Consider the following 18876-nt stretch of genomic DNA (forward strand, 5'->3'; position numbering starts at 1 on the left):
TGTGTGTGATAGAGGAGAAATTTTATGAATTATATGCGTAAAAAATATATTCGTTCTTTGAAAGAGAGTGAGATAAATTTTAAGAATTTAAAATTGTTAAATCGATCTGTGACGGATTCAGGAAGAATCACACCTGGACGTCTGATTCAGATCGATCGTAGGTCGGTAGGAAAATCGGAAGAAGAAACTCAGAAAAAAATTTCTAAGACTCTTTCTAATGCAAAGCGTCAAAAGAATATAGCAAATGCTGTAAAAATTGCGAGATATCTTGCCTTAATTCCTTATAAAAAGTAAATTTAGAGGTTTGTTTAGAGAAGTGATGCAAAAAATTTATCAATATCTTGCCACTGCTTTTGTGGGAGTTTTTTCTTTCGTATGTTTTTTTGCACCTTCTTCTTTTGTGTCTCAGGGACTTTTGTTGGGACTCATGATTCCGTTTGCAGGGGTGCTTTTAAATATTCACTGGGAAGTATCATTGGTGCTTTCCGTATTTGCTTTTTCTTCTTTGGTGTGCGCGGAATATCCTGTTGCAGTATTGGTAGCGTATTCTGTATATTTTTTGGTCCCACTTTTTCTCTTACGTAATGAAAAAATGTTCGAAAATGAAATGCCAGAGGGGGTTTTTTTAAAATTTTTAAGTTTTACCATGATGATCCTTACTTTTTTTGTCGGATTATGGTGGCAAGATGTGATGGCGTTGTCCTCGGCCCCTCTTTTTCTGAAAATATGGCCAGGAACTTTATCATTACTTTCCGGATCTTGTTCTGGAGCGTGGTTTTTAAAAGATAGAATTTTTTCAAAAAATTTATTTTCCGTAACTGTGTTCAATTATTGGTTGTTAAGTATATTTCTTATGCTGGCAATTTTTTTAGAAGACGCGCAGGTCATCTTTCTTAACATGGTATTGAGTGCAGTTTTACCGTTTGTGTTAGAGGGATGGAGCGTTCTTCGAAATTTATGTAAGGGAAAATCGGGGCTTGTCTTTTTTATTGCAGCATCTTGTGCTACTATAACCGGAGTTCCATTGGTTATTTTGGGTTTGTATTCAATTTTCAAGCCTTGGATCAGGCCTTCTGTTAAATAAGTAGGAGAAATTTATGGCGATCAAAAAGAAAAAAAAACTTCTGTTGTCTTGTGTGCTAACATTCGTAAATTAGGAAATGTGGGGGATATTGTGCAAGTAGCTCCAGGATATCATCGTAATTATTTGGAGCCCCAAGGTAAAGCATTTTTTGCAACTTCTGAAAAAATTGAGGAAGTTCGCCTAAAAAGTGAAGCGCTGAAGGCTGAAGATGAAGCACGTAAAGTGCTTGCTTTACAGTACGCAGAACAATTACAGTCGGTTGAGTTGACGTTCTCTAAAGAAAGTAATGAGGCGGGCGTTATGTTCGGATCTGTAACTGCATTAGATGTGTGCCAATTGTTAGGTGATCAGTTTACGCAAGAAGACTTGAAGTTTTCTAAGTCCGCGATATTGATGGACAAACCTTTGAAAACGTTTGGGGTTCACGAAGTATCTGTAGAGCTTCATCCACATGTTGTCGTTGATATTAAAATTACTATCACCCCTAAATTATTGCATCACTGACTTTAATCTTATGTCTTGGACAGCTATAGGATACAAAATAGGTTCTTGTTTGGGGTTTTCGTGCTTAAATGTGGCAATCAAAAGCGCAAATTTTCCTGTGCTTTGGGTTGTTTTTATCCAAAATTTTGGAGCTTTTTTTTGGGTTTGTTTGGGGTTCGGATTCAAAGTAGATTTTAAAATTTTTCGACCTCTTTCTTTGTTAAGAGGTGTGTTGTCTTTAGCTGGAGTTCTTTTGTGGACTTCTAGCTTAAAGCATTTTTCTCTTTTTCAAATGATTTGTTTAGGATTGTTTAGTCCTTGTGCAACAATTTTTTTAGCAGTATTAATTTTACAAGAATCTTTAACTTGGCGCAGGATTGCCGCCATTACTGTAAGCCTTTTGGGGGGATCACTTATTCATTGTGGGAAAAGTGTGTTTGCTCTATCTTTAGAAAATTTTTTGCAGTTTCGTAATATTCCATTGCTTCCATTTTTAGCTATATTTTGCTTTTCAGCTTCTAATATTGTTGCAAAAAAAATGCTAAAACGCTCATCTCCAGAAGAGGTGGGATGTTCTGTGTTTGCACTAACTGCACTTGGGACAGCTTTATGTATTTTAATAGAATATGTTTGGAGACCTTTTTTTTTAAGCGCAACAACACGATTAACCTTACAAGAGATGTTAAATCTTTTATTTTTGAAAAAATTTTTAAAAAATTTTGTAATTTTGGGAAGTTTAACATTTTTATCGCATATTTTAATGAATCGCGCTTTGGCTCTACACCGCGTTCTTTTTTTATTACCTTTTGGGGCAACACGCCCTATGATTAGTGCTTTTTTAGGATGGTATTTTTTTAATGAACCATGGCCTAGTCTCTGGATGTGGACAGGAAGTGCTGCTATGATTGTAGCGATTGTTTTGCTATCACAAGAGCGATGACGCTTAGCTTTAAGCTTTATGTTACTGTTTTTATCCTACTTTACAAATGTGTTGCCGAAGCTATGCCTTTGCGATTCGAAGAAGGAAGCGTAGTTTCAGACAGTCAAGTGGAGCATTTTTTAGATACGGTATGCGCTCCGGCATTTACAATTTTGGGAAATGATCTGCGCTCTAGAGTGCGATTTCACCTTGTTAATAGTGAAGCCGTTAATGCGTTTGCTACAAAAAATGGAAACATTTTCATTAATACGGGAGTGTTTTTAATGGCAGACAGTCCTGAAGAGGTGATTGGTGTTATTTTTCATGAATTAGGACATGTTGCCTGTGATCACGTCACAAAAGCTATGGATTTAATGAAAAGTTTAGAAATGCGTTCTGTCGTATTTCGTGTACTTGCAGGGATTGCTGCAGGAATGACAGCATTAACGTATAAAGATGGAATGGGAACCGCGCTCTCAGGATTTTTAGGGGGAACTTCCCTTATTGATCTCACAACGCTGACAGAAATGATGCATTTCAGTCGCTCTCAAGAAGGTGCGGCTGATCAATTTGCTCTAAATGTTTTAAAAAAACTCCACTGGTCTATAAACGGTCTGGCAATTTTTATGGAAAAAATGGTCCGCACTTCTGGCGTCAATCATGTTCCGCTTTACCTTAGAACGCACCCTTGTTCACACGATCGATTGTCTAGTATTCAGGATGCTCAAAAAAATTTAGGCCCGGCTCAGACGTTGGATCGTGAGATATATCAAGAATTTTTTAAAATTAAAGCAAAACTTTTAGCTTGTACAGGAATTCAAAACATTTCATCTCTTAAAATGTTTCGCCATAGATTAGTTAAAGTGCCAGATACGTATCATTGTTTTGGTGAAAGTATTTTTTTGCATCGTAAAGGAAAATTTCAACACGCTTTAGAAGCCTTGGATCGCTTTGAAAAAATTCATAAAAAAGATGCATTTACTTGTGAATTGCGTGCTCAAATTTTGTTTGAAAATGGAAAGCTTTCTCAAGCACTAAAATTTATTCATGCTGCTTTAAAGATGCGTCCTAAAGATAGTAATATGAAAACTTATGCTGCCATTATTGCGTTAGATACACCATTTCGTGAACAGTGGAAGCGCAGCGCAACATTGCTAGAAGGGGCAGTTTTTGGAACACAGAAAGATCCTCAACTTTGGTATTGGCTTGGTGTGGCGTTAGGAAAATTAAATCGTATAGGAGAAATGCATGTGGCCATGGCTGAATACGCACTAAGCAAAGGTGATATTCAAGAAGCAAAAAGACATACAAAGTTAGCAATAGATCGTTTAAAAAATAAAGTTAACAAATATTTTATTCGTGCCAAAGATTTACAGCAAGTATTAAAAAATATAACTCCTGTAAAAGCTTATGATTAAAAGATTAATTGTTGCAGGAATAGGAGAGTTAGGGCGCAGCATAGTACACACTCTTCAAGTACATTATGAAATTATTGCAATAGACGTACGTAATGAAATTATATTAGATCTTTCAGGAAAATACGATATTCAGGGAATTACAGGAAATATTTTAGATACAGCCATCTTATCTGATTTAAAGTTAGATCAAAAGTGTGCATTAATTAGTGTAACAGGAGAAGACAGCATCAATTTAACTGTCTGTCGGTATGTAAGAGATCATTTTTCTTTGGGATTTATCGCTTTGAGATTAAAAGATCTAAGTATTTACCAAATAATACAATCTGATCATTTGAAAGAAGGTATTCATTTAGTCTTAAATCCTGAATTCAACACAATAAATAATGCTATTTACAGACTGTATTATCCAAATATTATGAGGCACATGTCTTTTTTTGAAAAAAAGCTTCATGGAATCATATTAAGAATTAATGAACAGCACCATTTGTGTGGTATGAAAATTGAAGAAATTGAACGCTATCAGTTACAAGATGTAAAAGTTGTACAAATTTTTAGAAATAATAAGCTAGAAGAAATTCACAAAAACACGGTAATAAAAAAAAATGATAGAGTATGCATTATTTACACTCCTGTTTCTGTGTTAAAGAAATTTTTGGAAATAACCGTATCAGAACCTAAATTCGTAGTTTCTTTTGGAATCAATTCTTTTTCTTATGCATTAACGCAAACTATCCAAGAGCATTATCCATTTTTGAATATATTTTTTGTTGATATAGATCCGTTCAAATATCATGAGTTAGCTACACGTTATCCAAAATTTTCTTTTTATAGTAGCAATTTTTTAGATGAATCTCTTTGGACAGATTTAAATATAAGACCTAAAGAAGCTGGGATCTTAGCTCTTGGATTAAATGATGCTGATAATCTTCTCTCTGGTCTTGTTCATCAAAGTGCACATCAGGTTATTACTGTATTACAAGATGCTTCCTATATTCCTGTGGGATTAAAAATTGGAGCACGATCTATTATTCACCCTAATGCTCTGATTTTAGAACAGTTAATGACACATCTGAGTCCTTCTTACATTCAACGTATTCACATCTTGATGGATAGTCATTCAGATTCCACAGAACCTATATTATTTGTCACTGCCTTAATCGTCGAAGAAAGTGATCTTTTAAAAATTTCTTATGATACGCTAAAAGCGCTCAATATCAAGGTTTTGGCAATATTACGTAAAAATAAAATTTTTTCTACCTCAGAATTTTTTTTAAAAAATGATCAAGTTTTATTTTTATGCTTGCAATCAAACTACGCTCAAATTCTTAATTTATTAAAAAAATAAAAAGAAAATTATGGAAGACATTCAGAATTGAGCTCTTTTATTATCCCCTTTGCCGCACGAAATGTGATTTTTCGTCGAGGCAATATTACCGTTTCTTCTAGAGTTCTGGGGTTTCTTCCGGTGCGCTCTTTTTTGTTTGTAATTGTAAACGTACCGAAAGAAGAAATTTTTATAGAAGTATCTTTTGTATTTAAAAAAATTTTTTGAAAATGATCTAAAATTTTTTCTAAGAGATAATGCGCCTCTTTTTCATTAATCTTCAGTTTTTTTTGAAAAGATTTTCGAAGAGCTGTTCGAGTTAACTTATAAGAATGATTACTCACAATTTAATGAAAAGTATAATGATACATAAAAACAATATACAAAAAAACATAAAAAAAATAAAAATATATAATTTTATTTTAAAAACTATTGTGAAAGAGCAATATTTTTTTATAAATATTCAGGTAATCCTAATATTTTTGCAATTACCCGAGCTCCGGTCAAGGAAAACCCTTGCGGCGTACGTACATTTGATAATATTTTTTGAAATCCTTTTTGGATATCTTGATTTTCACAACACTCTAACAAAGTTTTTAACGCTTTGGTTACGTACTCTGATGTAAAGTTTTCTTGTAAACATTCTGGTGCAATCATCTCTTGAGCTAAAACATTGGAAAGCCCTACGTAAGGAGTTTTTATTAAGCGTCGCAATCCCCAAGCCAGAACAGGATGCACGCGATACCCAATAACTGTAGGCGTTTTACATAATGCTAACTCTAGGGTCACCGTTCCAGAACATGCTAAAGCCGCAGCGGAATTAGCAAACACAGAGCGTTTTAATAATGGATTTGTAACAGTTAAGTATCCATCTTTGACAAAAATTTTTTCATATTCAGGAAGCGTGATTACAACACTTTGAAGGAAAGGTATGGTATTTTTAAGATTTTCCACACTTTGTTTAAAAACTGGCCAACAGTTCTTAATTTCTGAAAGTCTGCTTCCAGGAAGTATAGCAATTAAACAGTGAGACGAAACAATTTCAGGATATGCATGCAAAAATTCATCCTTATGGGCAGGAACTTGATCTGCTAAAGGATGCCCAATCCAAAAGCATGGAAGATCAGAAAAAAAATTTTTCTCAAATTCAAAAAGATGCAACAAATAATCAGTTTTTTGCGCTAATGTTTTTGCTCTCCCTTTCCTCCATGCCCAGACAGAGGGAGCAACACAATGAACACGCTTTGTAACGTTTCTCACAGCACGACTAACACGCAAAGAAAATTCTGGACAATCAATCGTTAATAAAAGATCTGGACGTTGAGCGCAAATAGCTCTTACCGTCTGATAGTATCGTTTAATAAGAAAAATTCCGTTCTTTACAATCGACCCGATTCCCATGTGGCAAATATCTGTATATGGAAATAAAGAAACAAACTGCCCTACCCTCTCCGTCAAGGGCCCAGCAATTCCACGAAACGTAATGTTTGGATACTGTTGACGCAAAATCGTTAATAGCGCACTTCCTAAAAGATCTCCCGAAGGTTCACCTAATATAATCCATACCAAACGATTGTCTGCAGTCATAATAAATTAAACCCAAGATACACCCTAACTTTATTTATTAAAAAAATAAACAAAGCAATGCTCATAAATGTCCCCATGCTTGCGAAAAAAAAAGCACCCCATCTCTGTGTGATAGAAATAGAAACGTGTCCTTGATTAGCGGATTCCTGCTTAGCAGGAATATAAAAAAAACTAAGCATTTTTTTTGTAATATCAAAACCTCCTGAAATATTTAAACATAACATCATGACAGTCATGCAAGATAAGATTTTAAAAACACTGTGATAACTACCTGTAATTGTACTTTTTACAGACTCATCTAACAAGATCAGAATACAGATACTTGAAACTCCATTAGTCAAACTCATCAATGGAGCATGAAAAATACTAGGAACCCTACATACAGTATAATATCCCAAAATAATTCCTATCATTAATATCAGAAAAAAATCCATAACACTCCCCTATTTTGATAAAAATACGAATTAAAAAATCCAAAGCTTAAACGAGTCAATCATTTTTTTATACAGAAAACTCGAAAAATGCGATTTAATTCCACCTACTTACTGGGAAAATCGAGAAATACACATAGCTTCCAGCAAAGGATCTTCTTCAGGAAGCATCCATCGTTGCGCTTTAGCATTCCAAATAAGATTAATGAATGCTAAAAGATTTTTTCCATATAACAAACTTGCAGAAACAGGCAAAGCACTTAACGGATAAAATGCTCCAACAGTAGTCACATTTTGAAATGAAATAATTTTACCTGGCTCTGTAAACTCACAATTTCCTGAATTTCCCAGGTGCGTTGCCAAATCTATAATGACCGTACCAGGGCGACACGACGCAATCATATCATGCGTAAGCAACAAAGGAGCAGAAGTTCCAGGAACTAAGGCGCTACATATAATCGCATCATAAGATGGTAACAAAGTTTTTAAAAATTCTTGTTGAATTTTTTGCTCTTGAGGGGTCAACGCTCTGGCATAACCACCTGTATGCTCCGCGTCTTGAATCCCAGGTAAATGAAGAAATTTTGCCCCCAAACTTTCAACATGTTCTTTTGTGTCTAAGCGCACATCGCATGCACTTACTTTTGCTCCTAAGCGACGCCCCATGCCGATGGCTTGAAGTCCTGCAACACCAGCGCCAAGCACCAATATTTGTGCTGGAGAAAGAGTTCCTGCAGCAGTTGTCATCATCGGAAGGACTTTGGGCAAATAGGTTGCTACCTGTGTAATCGCCCAATATCCCATCAAAGTTGCTTGAGAAGAAAGAACATCCATGAATTGAGCTTTTGAAATTCTTGGCAATAACTCCAAAGCGTATGCTTGTAAAAAACGAGATCCGTAAAGACCTGCATTTCGTTTTCCTCCCAACAATCCCACGACATAGACAGGAGAAGATATCAGGTTCAAAACATCCGGAGACACTGCCCCTATAGAAAGAATTAACGTAGCATCGGAACATAACTGACGTTTATCACAAGTCCACCTTCCCCCTTGAGCTTCATAATCAGATACGGGAAACGGAGCATCGCACTGTTCAAACCAAACCTCAAAACCCAATTTTATCAAAGAAGAAACATGCTCTGGAGCTAACGCGATACGCTTGTCTTCGCTCACACAGTTAGCAGGAACGATGATTTTCATGTACTCTTAGTTTTTTTAGAATTATAAAAATAATTAATTATTTTTGTCAAGCATTATCTTCTACAATAAATCAAATGTTTCTTTGTGAATGAGCTGTAAATTTCGCGTTACCGTATCTGGATAAAATTTGTATACTTTAGAATCTGAAAGAATCGATGCTATCGGGACGATGCCAACTGCAGTTCCCGTTAAAAATGCGGAATCCATTAAGGGTAAATCAGACAAAAATATATCTGTTTCTTGCACATCAATTCCCCTTTTTTTTGCTTGCTCTATCACAAAAGCTCGCGTTAATCCTTTAAGAAAACTATGAGGAAACGGAGTTAAAAGTTTGCCGTCTTTAACAAAAAAAATATTAGAACTGCTTGCTTCTGCAATGCGATCTTGGGTATCCAGTAATACTGCATCATCAAACCCCTTTAATTCTGCTGTACGCTTGGCCATTGCAGAAATCATATAAAGTCCTGAAGCTTTACTATGTACAGGAGCGCTACGCGGATCAGGACGACGCCACGATGAAATATGAAGATGTAACCCTTTTTCGTAGTGTTTAGTGCTGTAGGGCATGGGTCTTTCCCAAATCATAATAGCGGTATGAACATTTGATTGACGGTGAGAAACAAACATGCTTTGACTTCCGCACCATGCCAACGCTCGAACGTATCCAAAATGATAATGCGTAGCGTCCAAAAGCAGTTGAGTTGCTTGCACAAGCTGACAAACGCTATACGGAATCTGAAAATCAAGTAAATTTGCAGATTCTAAAAACCGTTGATAATGCAAAAATCCTCGAAATAACACCCCATTTCGACTTCGAATCCCCTCATAAACGCTTGTTCCGTAGTGTAAAGCGTGCGTCATGATATGAATTTTTGCTTGATTCCAAGCAAGAATAGCCCCATCTAACCAAATATTTCCTTCAAGCTGATCAAACACCCTCCCCTTCCTTTTTTTATTTACAAAACGGAGTATTAGACCATATTTTTGGTACATTGACAATAGCGTATTAAACTGGGAAAATAGCAAAAAATATACATGGATTTTGTGTGAACGCTGAGGTTTTAAAATTTTTGCAAAACTACGGGTATTGGGCTATTTTTTTAGGCTCTTTAATTGAAGGAGAATCGATTATTTTAACCTCTAGCGCAATGGCAGCTGCGGGTTATTTTTCTATTCAGAAAATTATGATTATTGCGTTTTTTGGAACTTTGTTGGCAGATCAAGCATTGTATTTTTTAGGGTATCTGTATGGATCTAGGGTTTTAGATTGGATTCGCTGTCGTTTTCCTTCAATGAATCCTTATATAGATAAGGCTTTAAATTTTTTGATGCGTTACCAAAATATTTATATTCTTTCTTTTCGATTTATTTGGGGGGTTCGCATTATTAGCTCTGTTATTATTGGTTCCCAAAAAATTTCTCTTTTGAGATTTGCAAGCTTAAATTTTATTGCTGCAATCGTTTGGACAGTAGCCAGTTGTATGACGGGTTTTTTTATTGGAGAAGCGTTGCTTTATACGCTAGAACGTTACGGATGGTGGATTTCCATAGGCATTATTTCAACTGTTTTATTAGGTATTCTGGGATGGAAGATGTTAAAAAAAAATAAAAATAATTAAATTATTTTTTTAAGCAATCGTAAAAAAATTATAGGACAGATTTTTATTGAAAAAGTACTGCTTCATAAGTTAGAACATAGTGAATGGTTTTTTTCAGTAAAAATAATTTTAATTTTCTGATCTAATTTTTAAATATGAAAATATTTTTCACGGACATATCTGCACATATGTTTTTAGACTCTTATAAAAAATTACAGGATAAAAATAAAGCGTCACACCCCAAAAAAAGATTTTTCGATATATAATAATAATGCTTGTCTTTGAGAAATAATTTTTTTACCCGAATTACTCCAAAAACTACTAGTTTTTCAAACATACTTTGTGTATATAAGTTTACTTTATGCCGACAAAAATAATTAACCCTTATACAAAAACTTAAATTTTAAGTTTTCCAAAAATTGAGTTGAGTATTTTGATATTTTTCTAACCAGAAGCTAACACCTTATATTCTTCTTGTTGATTTTTTTGAAACAAAACCTCATCCCAAATATGAATTTCCCACTCTAAATTTACTTGGTATGCTAAACGTACCCGCTCTTGAATGCGCGTTCCTAATTCCCATAAGTCTTGAGCCTTGGCACGCCCTAAATTAACAAGAAAATTACAATGCACTGGAGAACATTGCGCGTCTCCTAAAATCTCTCCTCTTCCTCCCACGGCATCGATCCATTTCCATGCAAAACTTCCCGCAGGATTTTTAAACGTGCTTCCTCCTGTGCGCACTTGTAAAGGCTGGCTTTTTTGTCGACGACACATATAGTCTTTCATAACTTCTAAAATTTTAGCAGGATGACTTGGGATGCAAGATAATACAGCTTCAATAAAAATCCACCCAGAAGGTAAAGAACAAGAACGATACCCGTACCCTAATTCTTTAGGATCTAAAATATGCAGTTCTCCTGAAGGGCTCATAACGGTCACCTCTTCAAGTACATTTGCAATCTCATGACCATAACATCCCGCATTCAATGACAAGGCCCCCCCTATAGTTCCTGGGATAGTATACAAAAATTCCAAACCCGAAAGCCCAGATTTTTGAGCCACTTGGGAAACCACGCGATCTAATGCGCCGGCTTGAACACGAATTTTATCATTTTCTACGGTGATAGAATGAAACCCTTTCTGTAATTTTATAATAAATCCTGGCCACCCTTCATCGTGAATAAGAACATTTGATCCAGCACCTAACACACGGTACGGCTTTGAAACATGTTGAAGAAAATGACAAAGATCTTGAATGCTTAAAGGAGAAAAAATCCCTAAACAAGGTCCACCTACACGAAACCACGTGTGCATTTCTAATCGATCATGCAATTTTAAAGGGCTCTTTAACGCCCCAAAATTCACCACGTCATTTCCATGCCAAAGAGCTGTTAACTAAAGAGTCGATTTCAACTAACGTCCGCTCTAAAGCTTTGGGTAAAGCATAAGCTAAGTTTGTAATATCTCCAGCACCACAACAAACGATAATATCTTCTTGATTTAAAAAACGCGCAAGATGATCACACAAATCTTGTAAACTCACGCCCCATTCCGAAAAAATATACGCTCTTTTATGAAATTTTTGAATTTTTTCCAGAAGAACCGAAGAGTTGATGTCCTTTAAAGGTTTTTCCCCCGCGCCATACACAGGAAGAACCATAACTTCATCTGCATCACAAAAACTTTCTGCAAATTCCTCCATAAGATATTGAAGCCGTGTATAACGGTGTGGCTGAAAAATAATAAAAATTTTTTTCCCAGGATAATGACAACGTAACGCCTCTAAAACTGCTTTGATTTCTGTCGGGTGATGAGCATAATCATCCAACACATGCACTCCTTGAGCAGATCCGGTATGCGTCATCCTTCTTTGAACGCTCTTAAACGTAGAAAACGCTTTGTAGACATCTAAAGCTTTAATCCCTAAGGTTTGTGCAACCGAAATCGCAGCCAAAGCATTGTGCACGTTGTGCACTCCTTTTAAGTGCAGCTTTAATCCATCCCATGTCATGGCAGAATTGACAAAAATTGCATCAAACTGAGTTCCTTCAATAAAGGGACAAACATTTTGGCAATACACAGATCCTTGAGATCCATAGGTTACATTTAATGAAGAATCATCATGATACTTGGTAAAATCTTGGCAAAAAGATCCCATATTTCCTATAATTCGTTTCTTAGAAGCTTTCAGCAAAAATTTAGAAAAAAAAGAAAATAATTTTTCTTCTGTACCATAAAACTCCATATGTTCAGGTTCTACATTGGTGACAACAGCAATATCAACACGGGAAAGATTAAGAAACGTTCCATCAGATTCGTCCGCTTCTATCACTGCCCAAGCCCCCTTCCCTTGACGCACATTGCTGTGATATAAAGGCATAATTCCCCCTGTGATAATTAAAGGATCATATCCGGCAACATCTAACATGTGTCCAATAAGCGCAGTTGTCGTTGTTTTACCATGCGTTCCACTTATTGCAATAATTTGATAGTCCAAAATTAAATGATCCAGCAACTCAGAGCGATGTAAAATAATTTTATTTTTTTTTCTAGCTTCTAACCATTCCACGTTGTCTGATTTTATGCTGGAGCTTATTACAACGCATTCTACTTCCTCAGAAATATAAGAAGCGTGATGACTCTTATAAATCAAAGCTCCCTTTTTTTCTAATGCATCTAATAAACTTTCTTCTCCTGATAAAGTGCTTCCCGAAACTGCGTATCCTTGATTCAAGCACACATAAGCAAGCGCGCTCATTCCTATCCCGCCGATTCCAACAAAATGAATAGACTTGTACATTGTTTTTGTCATTTTTTCTGTAAAAAACCTTTTAATATTTTTATACTATTTTTTTCATTATTGCTAGACATATAAAAAAATTTAATTTATTTTTTGTACATTTGTACGCTTAAATACACAATTTTTTTTTACAATTTAGTCACGCATTGATTCCTCCAATACCGAATCATAGTCATAGCAGCATCTTGGCGCCCGAAATTTTTTGCTCGACCACAAGTATACAACAATCTTTCAGGGTCTTCTAGACTCTTTTTCAAAAAAACAGCAATTTTTTCTTCACTTATTTCAGATTGAGAACACATCCATCCCGCTTGATGAGAAACCCAAAATTCTGCATTATATTTTTGATGTTGATCGGTGGCGTAAGGATAAGGAACAAAAAATCCACTTCGACCACAACATGCTAGTTCTGCTGCAGTAGATGCTCCACACCGACTAAAAACAACGTGCACTTGTTTTAAGATTTCTGGTAAATCTGAAAAAAAATTACGCACATCACAAGAAACACCAAGCTTACCATAGTGTTTTTGTACGCAAAAAACTTTCTTTTTCAGGGCATTGATGAAAAACGTAAATTTTTTTTTGTTGCTGAAAAGATAACTGTTCTAATGCCTTCAAAAATATTGTGCTCCAAAAAGATGCACTTTGACTTCCTCCTAAAATTAAAATTCCTAAAAATTTTCTGGGTAGGGTTGGCTCTGGAATTTCAAAAAATTCTTTACGAACTGGGGTTCCTACCGGAAAGACAGCAACATTTTTAGGAATTTTGAACGTATCCGGATATCCCGTAAACAACACCGGTATCCAATTCGAAAGGAAACGATTCGCTCTGCCCAATACGCGATCAGATTGATGTAGAGAAAAAAATATTTCTTTTTTGTTCGCATTTCGATAAAAATATCGCCCCCAAAGCATAGGAACAACGCTCATCATACCTCCAAAACTAAAACAAGCTTGAATACTCTTATGACGACGAAAAATTTTTCGTATTTGCCAGATCCATACCAACACCTGAATACTCATCGTTATGGGCTTTACATAACGTGAATACCGTCCAGAAAAAGAAAAATTTGACAACACCTCAATGTGGTCAAATATATGTGTGTAATCTTTTATGAATCTTTTACCGCGCTCATCTGTCAAAAGACATACGGAATACGCATGATCTGAAAGTCGTTGTGCTAAAGCAATGGCAGGAAACACATGCCCTCCGGATCCTCCAGCAATAAGCAACACCATAACGAATCCTTTGAAAAGTTATTTGTGAAACTTATTATCCACATTTTTTTTTTCGTTACCATCGTTCAAGTTACGCAAAACATTGAAAATTTTCCCCTACGCTCATAAAAATCACGTTTATTATGAGTTACAAAAATGAAATGTTTTTAAATTTGAAATAAAAAATTATAAATTATTACAAAAAACACGTAATAAATTACTTGCGTAGAGTTTAAACAGAATTCTAGTAAGCTATTAATTGTAGATACGTTTACTTTTACAAAAACTTCCCATCATGCGCTCCTGAACTCTTTTTTAATAGTTTTTTTTTTAGAATTTATTTTTTGTACGTTATAGATTTTAAACAAAAAAATTGCTAGAATAATTCGTTCAAACGCTCGTAGCTCAGCTGGATAGAGCACAAGATTCCTAATCTTGTTGTCGTGGGTTCAAATCCCGCCGAGCGTATGTATAACGTGATATATCGTTTTGCAATTTATTTTCGACATAAAGCAAAAAATAATTTATAAACTTCTTAGATTTGTCTTTTTTAAATAGTTTGGAAGAACGCCTTTGGAATAAATATCACAGAATTTTTATCTTGTAAGATATTAGGTTTTCGTGGATAATCATGATCAGTAATTATTTTTTTTAGAGACAGATTGTGTGCGGAATTGTTGGTTTTATAGGAAAACATCCTGTGTTGAATGTTATCGTACAGGCTTTAAAAAGCGTTGAGTATCGCGGGTATGATTCTTCCGGCATTGCATTAGTCAATCAAGGTCACTTAGTTCGATATCGTTCGGTAGGCACCTTAGATCAACTAGTAAAAATATTGCCTACAAATCTAAGCAGTACCCTTGGCATAGGACACACACGATGGGCCACTCACGGTGCACCGGAAGAACGCAACGCTCATCCACAAGTAAGTCGTGGGGTTTCGGTAGTACACAACGGAATTATCGAAAATTTTTCTGAATTAAAGTCCCAACTTTTGAAACAAGGATATACGTTTGAGAGCGAAACAGATACAGAGGTTGTTGCTCATTTTATTCATCTTCATTATTCAAAATGTAAAAATATTCCAGAGCTGTTTTCCAAAATATTACACGATTTAGAGGGAAGCTTCGCCTTGGCTATTCTTTTAGAAGATCATTCTGATCATATATTTATTGCCAGAAAAGGAGTAAGCCCCTTAACAGTTGGAAGAGGGCCTCAAGGAGTAAGCATTGGGTCAGACGCCCTAAGTTTAGTAGGAATTGCAGAAGAAATTTGCTATATAGAAGACAAAACATGGGGAAAATTATCATTAGATAAAATAGAAATTTTTGATACATGTCAAACTCCTCAGCCCCTTCACTTCATTCTACATCCTTTAGGGAAAGATGCGTTGGGAAGAGGAGAATTTGCGCATTATATGCTCAAAGAAATGTATGAGCAACCGGAAATCGTTTTAAAAGAAGGCTCTCGTCATTTGGATATTCCTGAAGAATTAACACATGCCTTACATATTACATTAATCGGATGTGGAAGTGCCTTTTATGCTGCCTGGGGAGGAAAATATTATTTAGAACACTTAGCTCATCGTAAAGCTACCTTAGAACTGGCTTCTGAGTTTCATTATCGAAATCCCATTGTACAAGAAGGGGTGACTATTGCAGTATCTCAGTCAGGAGAGACTGCTGATACCCTTAAAGCAATTCAGTATATGGAACAAAAAGGTCAGTATACGATTGGCATGGTGAACGTTCCCTACAGTTCTATTGCTCGTCAAGTAAATTATGAAATATTAACCAATGCAGGACCTGAAATCGGAGTAGCCTCTACAAAAGCTTTTACAGCTCAATTACTGTGTTTGCTGAAAATTTCTATAAGTTTAATGAAAGATTCAGCTAGAAAAGAAAAAATTTTGAACGGATTAAAGCAGTTACCTTTAGATATGCAAAAGATTTTTTTTAAAGTATCTCAGCTTCAAGACATCGCTCAACATCTCGTTCACGCAAAAGGAATTATTTTTTTAGGAAGAGGAATCAGTTATCCTGTAGCACTAGAAGGTGCTTTAAAAATGTCAGAACTTTCCTATATTTTTGGTCAGGGATTTGCAGCAGGCGAGCTTAAACACGGGCCTTTAGCATTAATTGACGCAACAACTCCGGTCATTGTTCTTGCACCTATGGATCAATTTTTTGAAAAAACCGTCTCTAATATTTATGAGGTATGCGCAAGAGAGGGAAAGGTATTTATTGTTACAGATGAAGCTGGAGCCTCTCAACTGGCTGGTGTTCCTGTGCAAGATATTTTTGTCTACCCTTCTCCCGCAACTTGGGAGCTTCACCCCTTTTTATCGGCGTTAAGTTTACAGCTTATTGCTTATTATACCGCCTTACACAAGGGGTGTTCTATTGATCAACCTAGAAATTTAGCAAAATCTGTAACCGTTGAATAAAAAATGAAGTTTTCTGACCAAATTCTATCCTGGTATCAACATAATAAAAGAGAGTTACCTTGGAGAAAGGGTACTTCTTATCAAGTTTTTTTAAGTGAAGTGATGTTGCAACAAACTCAGGTCAAAACAGTCATTCCTTTTTTTCATCGATTTTTAGAGCGTTTTCCTAATTTAAGTACATTGGCCAACAGCTCTTTAGATGAAGTGTATCAGGTTTGGCAAGGCCTTGGATACTATCACAGAGCAAGAAACATGCACAAAACCGCACAAATATGGAGCGCTTTAGGAAGAGATCCAAGAAACTATGCAGAATGGATTGCTCTTCCCGGAGTTGGACCTTATACTGCATCAATATTAACAGCTATTTTACTTGAACATCCAGCGGCAGCTATTGACGGAAATATTAAACGTATTTTACAGAGATATTTTGGGTTAGAGACAATAAAAGAAGTTAAAATGGTTGCAGAAAATGTTCTTCCCTCTAAAAATTATGGAAACTACACCCAAGGATTAATGGATTTAGGAGCTATGATTTGTACACCTAAAACACCTAAATGTTCTATGTGTCCCATTGCAGAATTTTGCAAATTTAAGCAAGGCACTTGGATGCCTTCAAAAAAAGCTAAAAATCTTAAATCTGTGCGGTACGGACATGTCTATTTGTGTAAAAAGGAAGACGCATTATGGTCAGTAAAAAATACGGAATCTAAACTTTTGAAAGGACTTTGGGGATTTCCTCTGTCTGACTTAAAAGAAGAGGAACAAAGCTCATATATTGAGGTTCCCTTGACATGTCTAAAAGGGACCGTGCGCCATGTATTTACTCATTTCATACTAGAATTACGTATTTGGAATGCAACTTCAAGAATTGAGGATGTGACTTCAAAATGGTCCAACGGGAAATGGCTTGATTTCCAACAACGGAAAGAACTTGGATTCTCTAGATTAATGAGAAAAATTGAAGAGCAAGAAAATATATGGATCTAAAAATTAAGTACTTTTAAATGCCCCAAATTCGAGGCGTTCTGGTTTCTGATTGAGGAGCGTAAAAAAGAAAGTGAAGCCCCCATACCAATGCATCAAGGCGATCGGGAGATATTTTGTCTTCGGGAGTATAACGCATCATCTGTTCTTCTAATATAGGAAAGCAGTGCGCATGATAGATACGCTTTTGTTCGTACAAAGCAGCAATGGGTTGAGCACGAGAGTACTTACTTTTAGTGGCGCGTACAGGAATAAAACGTTGATTTGGATAGGTGACATGCAGTAGTTCTTGAATAAAATCTCCGCCGTTATTCACTTCTGCAATAATTGCATACGCGTTGTGTGCCTGCACAGCTTGCATTGCAACAGTGATCATTTTGCTGGGAGAAAAAATTCCACTATAATCTTGAAGCACATACCCAAACCCTTGAGCATCTTTTCCCACAACGATAATGCCACTTTCTCCACTAGACTCATGATAAGTTACTGCAGGATCTATCGCAACAAAGCATCTTTCCAACGATGGAAGAACAGAGCAATACGCGATGTCCTGAGAACGCCACAATGCTCGCTCGTCTTGTTCCACCAAAGCTCCATAAATTTCTTGAGCACCCAGTCGAGTTCCTTCGTAGGTGTTTTTTAAGTCTTGAATGTAAGAACAAGAAAGATTTTGCGCGTTTTCAAAGGTAGATCCTCGGGTTAACACAACATCAGGTCGCTTTAATAATTTATGCAAAAAAGCGCACGGTCTTGGAGTTGTTGTAATAATAACTTTTGGATCTTTTCCTAGTCTCAGGCCAAACATAAGCTGATGAAACGCTTCTTCAGGATGAGCAAACTTTCCTAATTCGTCAATCCATGCACTATCAAATTGAGGGCCTCGTAATTGATAATAAGAAGTTGCGCTAAAAAAATCTGCCTGTGCATGATTGCTCCATACTATTTTTTTTTGATGACAACGATAGTGAGCACCATCGTTAGGGCGACAAATGGTATACAGTCCACTGACTCCTTCTACCATTACTTTTTGTACATCTTGAAGTGTATTTCCAAGTAAGCATACACGTTTGTACCCTTTTTCGATAACCCATTTTCTAATGGTTTCCGCTCCTGTACGCGTTTTTCCAAATCCTCGTCCCGCCAAAATAAGCCAAATTTTCCAATCTCCAAGAGGTTCTTTTTGACTATCGCGAGCCAAATGATCCCAAGAGGAAGAAAGATGTCTTAATGTTAGCGTTTTTTTCAAAACATGCACAAGATTTTCAAAATTTGACACGATAAAATTTTATAAATAAAACGCACAATATTATTGTAAACAATAAAACTTTCTAGAATCAAGAAAAATAAATATAGTTCTTATTTTTTAATAAAATTATAGTTT

At 35.8% G+C, this 18876-nt stretch carries 19 protein-coding genes and 1 tRNA gene; 10 read left to right on the plus strand and 10 right to left on the minus strand.

The features are described from left to right. The first annotated feature begins 24 nt into the window (after positions 1–24). From P618_RS05335 to P618_RS05360, 6 genes are all read left to right on the plus strand, one after another. Positions 25–294, plus strand: coding sequence for a 30S ribosomal protein S18 (locus tag P618_RS05335; protein ID WP_024161255.1), 270 nt, complete (start codon positions 25–27; stop codon positions 292–294). Between the two features lie 25 nt (positions 295–319). Beyond that, positions 320–1084, plus strand: coding sequence for a hypothetical protein (locus P618_RS05340; RefSeq protein ID WP_021826802.1), 765 nt, complete (start codon positions 320–322; stop codon positions 1082–1084). Between the two features lie 48 nt (positions 1085–1132). Continuing rightward, entirely contained in the window at positions 1133–1588 is a 456-nt protein-coding gene (gene rplI / locus P618_RS05345; protein ID WP_021826803.1) for a 50S ribosomal protein L9, read from the plus strand. Next, positions 1536–2507, plus strand: coding sequence for a DMT family transporter (locus P618_RS05350; RefSeq protein ID WP_024161256.1), 972 nt, complete (start codon positions 1536–1538; stop codon positions 2505–2507). Before rplI ends, P618_RS05350 begins: the two co-directional genes overlap by 53 nt. A 62-nt stretch (positions 2508–2569) precedes the next feature. Beyond that, positions 2570–3904 (plus strand): M48 family metalloprotease, encoded by a 1335-nt coding sequence (locus tag P618_RS05355; RefSeq protein WP_162147095.1) that lies wholly within the window; start codon positions 2570–2572, stop codon positions 3902–3904. Beyond that, positions 3897–5249 (plus strand): NAD-binding protein, encoded by a 1353-nt coding sequence (locus P618_RS05360; protein WP_021826806.1) that lies wholly within the window; start codon positions 3897–3899, stop codon positions 5247–5249. The genes P618_RS05355 and P618_RS05360 overlap by 8 nt, the downstream gene beginning before the upstream one ends. An 8-nt stretch (positions 5250–5257) precedes the next feature. On the opposite strand, the gene P618_RS05365 is transcribed toward P618_RS05360, so the two are convergent. The 5 genes from P618_RS05365 to P618_RS05385 all read right to left on the minus strand — a co-directional run bounded on the left by P618_RS05365 (position 5258) and on the right by P618_RS05385 (position 9382). Continuing rightward, positions 5258–5572 (minus strand): HU family DNA-binding protein, encoded by a 315-nt coding sequence (locus P618_RS05365; RefSeq protein ID WP_021826807.1) that lies wholly within the window; start codon positions 5570–5572, stop codon positions 5258–5260. A gap of 109 nt (positions 5573–5681) precedes the next feature. Further along, positions 5682–6815 (minus strand): lipid-A-disaccharide synthase, encoded by a 1134-nt coding sequence (gene lpxB / locus P618_RS05370; protein WP_021826808.1) that lies wholly within the window; start codon positions 6813–6815, stop codon positions 5682–5684. Beyond that, the gene (locus P618_RS05375; protein ID WP_021826809.1) at positions 6812–7249 is read right to left on the minus strand and encodes a proton-translocating transhydrogenase family protein; all 438 of its coding nucleotides are present in this window, start codon (positions 7247–7249) and stop codon (positions 6812–6814) included. Before P618_RS05375 ends, lpxB begins: the two co-directional genes overlap by 4 nt. Positions 7250–7357: 108 nt before the next feature. Then, positions 7358–8446 carry a Rossmann-fold NAD(P)-binding domain-containing protein gene (locus P618_RS05380; protein ID WP_021826810.1) on the minus strand — a complete coding sequence of 363 codons (1089 nt, stop codon included), beginning with the start codon at positions 8444–8446 and terminating at the stop codon, positions 7358–7360. Positions 8447–8506: 60 nt separating this feature from the next. Beyond that, positions 8507–9382 carry an aminotransferase class IV gene (locus tag P618_RS05385; RefSeq protein ID WP_021826811.1) on the minus strand — a complete coding sequence of 292 codons (876 nt, stop codon included), beginning with the start codon at positions 9380–9382 and terminating at the stop codon, positions 8507–8509. 110 nt (positions 9383–9492) lie between these two features. On the opposite strand from P618_RS05385, the gene P618_RS05390 reads away from it, so the two are divergent. After that, positions 9493–10065, plus strand: coding sequence for a DedA family protein (locus P618_RS05390; protein WP_021826812.1), 573 nt, complete (start codon positions 9493–9495; stop codon positions 10063–10065). Positions 10066–10488: 423 nt separating this feature from the next. Here the strand turns inward: P618_RS05390 and murB are convergent, their stop codons facing one another. The 4 genes from murB to P618_RS05410 form a co-directional block, all read right to left on the minus strand. Continuing rightward, positions 10489–11415, minus strand: a complete 927-nt coding sequence (murB, locus tag P618_RS05395; protein ID WP_021826813.1) for a UDP-N-acetylmuramate dehydrogenase — start codon at positions 11413–11415, stop codon at positions 10489–10491. A 1-nt stretch (position 11416) separates the two neighbouring features. After that, positions 11417–12859 carry a UDP-N-acetylmuramate--L-alanine ligase gene (gene murC, locus P618_RS05400; RefSeq protein ID WP_021826814.1) on the minus strand — a complete coding sequence of 481 codons (1443 nt, stop codon included), beginning with the start codon at positions 12857–12859 and terminating at the stop codon, positions 11417–11419. A gap of 116 nt (positions 12860–12975) precedes the next feature. Beyond that, positions 12976–13341, minus strand: coding sequence for a glycosyltransferase (locus P618_RS05405; RefSeq protein WP_024161257.1), 366 nt, complete (start codon positions 13339–13341; stop codon positions 12976–12978). A gap of 19 nt (positions 13342–13360) precedes the next feature. Beyond that, on the minus strand, positions 13361–14086 hold the full coding sequence (locus P618_RS05410) for a glycosyltransferase (protein WP_024161258.1): 726 nt from the start codon (positions 14084–14086) through the stop codon (positions 13361–13363). Positions 14087–14459: 373 nt separating this feature from the next. Between P618_RS05410 and P618_RS05415 the strand changes: the two genes are divergently transcribed. The 3 genes from P618_RS05415 to P618_RS05425 all read left to right on the plus strand — a co-directional run bounded on the left by P618_RS05415 (position 14460) and on the right by P618_RS05425 (position 17498). Then, positions 14460–14533: transfer RNA gene (locus P618_RS05415), tRNA-Arg, on the plus strand. Positions 14534–14729: 196 nt separating this feature from the next. After that, the gene (gene glmS, locus P618_RS05420) at positions 14730–16511 is read left to right on the plus strand and encodes a glutamine--fructose-6-phosphate transaminase (isomerizing) (protein WP_021826816.1); all 1782 of its coding nucleotides are present in this window, start codon (positions 14730–14732) and stop codon (positions 16509–16511) included. Positions 16512–16514: 3 nt separating this feature from the next. Then, positions 16515–17498: an A/G-specific adenine glycosylase gene (locus tag P618_RS05425; RefSeq protein ID WP_021826817.1), complete on the plus strand. Its 984-nt coding sequence runs from the start codon at positions 16515–16517 to the stop codon at positions 17496–17498. A 13-nt stretch (positions 17499–17511) separates the two neighbouring features. Here the strand turns inward: P618_RS05425 and P618_RS05430 are convergent, their stop codons facing one another. Beyond that, a complete protein-coding gene (locus P618_RS05430; protein WP_021826818.1) occupies positions 17512–18771 on the minus strand; it encodes a terminase large subunit domain-containing protein in 1260 nt (419 codons plus the stop codon). Between the last annotated feature and the right edge of the window lie 105 nt (positions 18772–18876).

Origin of the sequence: Holospora obtusa F1 (genome assembly GCF_000469665.2) — a bacterium.
In the GTDB taxonomy this organism is placed as follows: Bacteria; Pseudomonadota; Alphaproteobacteria; order Holosporales; family Holosporaceae; genus Holospora; species Holospora obtusa.